The organism is Desulfobaculum sp. (genome assembly GCF_054921475.1).
The window spans coordinates 1-4,308 of record NZ_JBUDSW010000280.1; the positions used below are offsets into that span (position 1 = coordinate 1).

At 66.2% G+C, this 4,308-nt stretch carries 6 protein-coding genes; all 6 read left to right on the forward strand.

Features of this window, described 5'->3' with window-relative positions; genetic code table 11:
- The first annotated feature begins 380 nt into the window (after positions 1-380).
- Positions 381-917 carry a hypothetical protein gene (locus ACY69P_RS14535; protein ID WP_462327989.1) on the forward strand — a complete coding sequence of 179 codons (537 nt, stop codon included), beginning with the start codon at positions 381-383 and terminating at the stop codon, positions 915-917.
- Complete coding sequence (locus tag ACY69P_RS14540; RefSeq protein ID WP_462327990.1) at positions 898-1,560, forward strand: phage baseplate assembly protein V; 663 nt, start codon at positions 898-900, stop codon at positions 1,558-1,560. Before ACY69P_RS14535 ends, ACY69P_RS14540 begins: the two co-directional genes overlap by 20 nt.
- A complete protein-coding gene (locus ACY69P_RS14545; RefSeq protein WP_459899078.1) occupies positions 1,560-1,895 on the forward strand; it encodes a GPW/gp25 family protein in 336 nt (111 codons plus the stop codon). Before ACY69P_RS14540 ends, ACY69P_RS14545 begins: the two co-directional genes overlap by 1 nt.
- Positions 1,892-2,779: a baseplate assembly protein gene (locus tag ACY69P_RS14550; RefSeq protein ID WP_462327991.1), complete on the forward strand. Its 888-nt coding sequence runs from the start codon at positions 1,892-1,894 to the stop codon at positions 2,777-2,779. The genes ACY69P_RS14545 and ACY69P_RS14550 overlap by 4 nt, the downstream gene beginning before the upstream one ends.
- Positions 2,772-3,386 carry a phage tail protein I gene (locus ACY69P_RS14555; protein ID WP_462327992.1) on the forward strand — a complete coding sequence of 205 codons (615 nt, stop codon included), beginning with the start codon at positions 2,772-2,774 and terminating at the stop codon, positions 3,384-3,386. Before ACY69P_RS14550 ends, ACY69P_RS14555 begins: the two co-directional genes overlap by 8 nt.
- 10 nt (positions 3,387-3,396) lie before the next feature.
- The coding region (locus ACY69P_RS14560; RefSeq protein WP_462327993.1) for a phage tail protein at positions 3,397-4,308 on the forward strand (912 nt) is incomplete at its 3' end.

Below are 4,308 nucleotides of genomic sequence, written 5' to 3' on the forward strand. Positions count from 1 at the left end.
TGCAGGCGTTGCCGGGCGTAGGGCGAGTGGTCCGCGTGGGCGTGGCTGGCGTGGGGGTGTGATTGCGGCCGTGTGGGTGGTGAGGGGCGTGGCGTATGAAGAGGATTCTTAAGGATGAAATCCTTAAGCCTGCGGAGCACAAGAAGGGTGGCGTTACCGACGTGGTCGTAACGTCAGCTCCCCCAAAAAAATGAACCACTGCACATCTGTACAGGGACGCGTCGTCATTGTGGCGGCGCTTTTTTATTGTGCGCGCCGAACGAGGGGGGCGGAGCACCGGTTGCGCTGCGCGGCGTGCGACGGCGCGTAGCTCGGAACGTCCCCGGTAAAGTTGAGCGAATCCGCGTGGAAGCATCCGGGCGGCTGAGAGGAGGGGAAGAATGGTTCAAGCAGCATGCGAAGGGATTTGCGCGGCGCTTGCGGACGGCCTGCCGGGGCTGCGGGCGGTGGTGGAGTACGGCGCGCAAGGCGATATGGAAGCGCCTCTTGCCGTGGTCCGGCTGACGGACATGGAACACGCCGGAGACCCCGAGGACGGGACGGAGCGCGTGTGGGTGCAGTGCCGCTGGGACGTGTTCCTTGTTGTGGCGAAGGACACTGCCTTGGACGCGGCGCAGTCGCGGCGCGAACTGCGGCAGATGAGCGCGGCGGTGGCTGCTTTGGTCCACGGCAACCGTTTTGGGGTGCAGGCCATGCCTGCGCGGTTTGTGAAGGTTGAGGCGGATGTGCCTGCTCCCGTTGGAACGGATGTCGCCTGTTGGCGCGTGGAATTCGAGCAGGACGTGCCCCTTGGCGAGAGTGTGTGGAGTGGCGAGGGCGTGCCTGTCCAGAGCGTTTTGGTCTCGCATGCGCCCCGCATCGGGCTGGAACATAAAGAGAGCTACACAGAGGTGACCGATGGACTTTCGCGTCTCTGATATGGAGCGGCGGCTTGCGAGCCTTTTGCAGGTCGGCACCGTGGCCGAGGCGGATTATGGCGCGGCGCGGGTGCGCGTCGGCCTTGGCGGGGCCGTGTCGGACTGGTTGCCGTGGCTTACGCTCCGCGCCGGAGGCGACCGGACGTGGTGGGCGCCTGAGGTTGGGGAGCAGGTGATGGTGCTCGCGCCGTCGGGGGATACGTCGCAAGGGGTGGTGCTGGGGAGCATTTTCCAGTCCGCGCATCCCGCGCCTGCGGCGTCGCCGGATGTCGACCGCCATGTCTACGGCGATGGGGCCGTGGTGGAGTACGACCGCAGCGCCCACAGGCTGCGCGCGGTTGTTCCCGGCGACATCGTGGGCGAAGCGGCACAGGACGTAACGGTGCAGGCTGGCGGCGAGGTTAATGTCTCGGCCGGAAGCGCCGTGAAGGTCACCGCGCCGCAGATTACCCTGAGCGGCAATATTTTTCTGAACGGTCCCATGACGCAGGGCGGCGGCTCGGGCGGTGGCAACGCCACCTTGAAGGGCGACCTGCATGCCGATGGCGACATTAGCACGGACGCGGATGTGCGTGCGGCGGTGTCGCTCAATGGACACGTTCATCCATGTCCGCACGGCGGCGAAACTGGAGGACCGAAGTGATGCGCGGTGTTGATGCAAATTCGGGCGGCACGTTGTCCGGTCTGGAGCATTTGCGGCAGTCCGTACGCGACATTCTGACCACGCCTGTGGGCTCGCGCGTGATGCGCCGGGAGTACGGCTCCCGCCTGCCCCGGTTGGTGGACGCGCCGCTGACTGGCGAAACGCTGGTGGAGCTGTACGCCGCCACGGCGGAGGCCCTGGCCCGCTGGGAGCCTCGGCTGCGGGTGGAGCGCGTGAGCGCGCGTGACGCCGGGGCGGGGCACGTGGCGATTGATGTGCAGGGCACCTATCTGCCGGACGGTAAACCCGTGACCATGGAGGGAATCATCATATGAGCGGTTTTTCGGACATTGACCTGTCGCGCCTTGCCGCGCCGCAGGTGGTGCGGGACCTCAGCGCAGAGGACGTACTCGCGGAGATGCTGACGGCATTTAATGCGCGGCACCCGGAGCATACTGCCCTTGTGGAGTCCGACCCGGCCTACAAAATTTTGGAAGTAGCGGCCTACCGCGAAACCTTGCTTCGCCAGCGCGTGAATGATGCGGCCCGCAGTGTGATGCTGGCCTACGCCGTTGGCCGTGACCTTGACCAGCTTGCCGCGTTGGTGCCGCTTCAGCGCAAGATGGTGGACCCCGGCGACCCGGACGCCTATCCGCCCGTGCCGCCGACGTGGGAGGGCGATGATGAGTTTCGCCGCCGTATCCAGCTTGCGCCGGAGGGCTTTAGTGTGGCGGGGCCGGACCGGGCGTATGTGTTCCATGCCCTGACGGTACCGGATGTGCGTGACGCGGCGGTGAGCAGCCCCGCGCCCGGTGAGGTGGTGGTCCACGTGCTGGGCCGTGAGGGCGATGGAACGCCGGACCCTGCCGTGGTGTCTGCGGTGGAGAACGTGCTTGGGGCGGCGGAAACGCGTCCGTTGACGGACCATGTCACCGTGCAGGCGGCGGAGGTGGTGCCTTACGCCGTGCGTGCAACCCTTGCCATTCAGCCCGGCCCCAGTGCTGAGGCTGTGCGCGACGCCGCCCTTGCGGCCATGCAGGCCGTGGCCGAGGCGGGGCACGTGCTTGGCGCGGGGATGCCGCTGTCTAAGGTCTATGCGGCGTTGCAGGTGGAGGGCGTAGCACGTGTGACGCTGGATGAGCCTGCCGCCAATGTCACCTGCGCGGCGCATCAGGCCGCGTATTGCACGGGCGTGGCGTTGGAGGTGGAGCGTGTCTAGGCATCTGCTGCCGCCAAGCGCGACGGCGACGGAACGGGCTCTGTCCGAAGCTGTGGCGCGGCTGTCCGACGTGGGCGTTCCGCTGCGTTCGGTGTGGCGTCCTGATGAGTGCCCGGAGCCGCTGCTTGCTTGGCTTGCGTGGGCGTTGTCCGTGGATGCGTGGGACGAAAGCTGGACCGAGGCGCAAAAGCGCGAGGCCATCCGCGCCGCAGTGTGGGTGCACCGGCATAAGGGCACGCGCGGCGCTGTGGACCGGGCGGTGCGCGCCCTCGGCTACCGGGTGCGAATTCGCGAATGGTGGGAGGAAACCCCACAGGGCGAGCCGTACACATTCGCCATTGAGGTGGAGGTGGATGACCGGGGCGTGGACGCCGACCTCTACGGCATGCTGACGCGAGTGGTGGAGGCGGCGAAGAACACGCGTTCGCACCTTCGTGGTTTTGATGTCGTGAGCGCGGCGCGCGGGAGCGTCCACGCTGGCGGCGCGCTGCAAACCGGCGGAACGTTGCAGGTCTATGCATGGCGTCCGGAGGACGTGACGCAGGAGGCTGCGGTCCATGCCGCAGTGGGGCTGCAAACCTTTTTGGCAATAACAATACAACCCTAGCGAGGAAGAAATGGCCAAGGACTTCTTTGTCATCCTCACCGAGATGGGCCGGGCGAAACTGGCGAATGCCGTGGCGCTTGGACGCACCGTCTCCCTGACGCACTGCGCCGTTGGCGATGGTGCGGGGCAGCAGGTGACACCGGACGCGGCGCAGGATGCGCTGGTCCGTGAGACGTACCGTGCCCAGCTGAATACGCTGGAAACGGACCCGGACAATCCGGCGTACATCGTGGCCGAACTGGTCATCCCGTCCGAGCAGGGCGGCTGGACCATCCGCGAGGCAGGCGTCTTTGACGCTGATGGCGACCTGTTCGCCGTGGGCAACCTGCCCGAAACGTATAAACCGCAGATTGCCGAAGGCTCCGCCGCGGAACTGCGCGTGCGCCTCGTGCTGGAGGTGAGCAACACCGCCGCCGTGGAACTGAAGGTGGACCCGACGGTGGTGCTGGCAAGCCGCAGTTATGTGAACGCGCAGGTCGTGGAAGTCCGCGCCCTGCTGGAAACCCACACCACCCGCACCGACGACCCCCACCACACCATCCCCGAAGGCGGCGAGCCGGGGCAGGTGCTGATGCGCGGGGCGGATGGTGCGCTGTCTTGGGACTCCGTTGCCGGGGTGCCTGTGGGACAGTTGTGTTTCTCCACAACGGACAAACCGCTGCCCGGTACGGTCCCCGTCAACGTGAAGCAGAAGTTTCTGCTGGGCACCTACCCGCAGCTTGAGAAGTGGGTGCGCGAAAGCGGAGCCTTCCTCACCTCGGAAGCAGACTGGGACGCGGAAGCCGAAGCGCAGGAAGGCACGTGCGGCAAGTACTGCCTGACCAAATCGCACCTCATCCTTCCCTGCTATCGCCACTACTTTGCGTCGGCGCAGGATGGCGTTGAAGGCAAGGGTGTTGGTGAGTGGGTTGGTGATGCGATT

Excerpts from the sequence above, each read along its gene's own strand:
- ACY69P_RS14545 (WP_459899078.1), top strand. The coding sequence starts at position 1,560 with ATGCGCGGTGTTGATGCAAATTCGGGCGGCACGTTGTCCGGTCTGGAG.
- ACY69P_RS14540 (WP_462327990.1), top strand. The coding sequence starts at position 898 with ATGGACTTTCGCGTCTCTGATATGGAGCGGCGGCTTGCGAGCCTTTTG.
- ACY69P_RS14535 (WP_462327989.1), top strand. The coding sequence starts at position 381 with ATGGTTCAAGCAGCATGCGAAGGGATTTGCGCGGCGCTTGCGGACGGC.
- ACY69P_RS14550 (WP_462327991.1), top strand. The coding sequence starts at position 1,892 with ATGAGCGGTTTTTCGGACATTGACCTGTCGCGCCTTGCCGCGCCGCAG.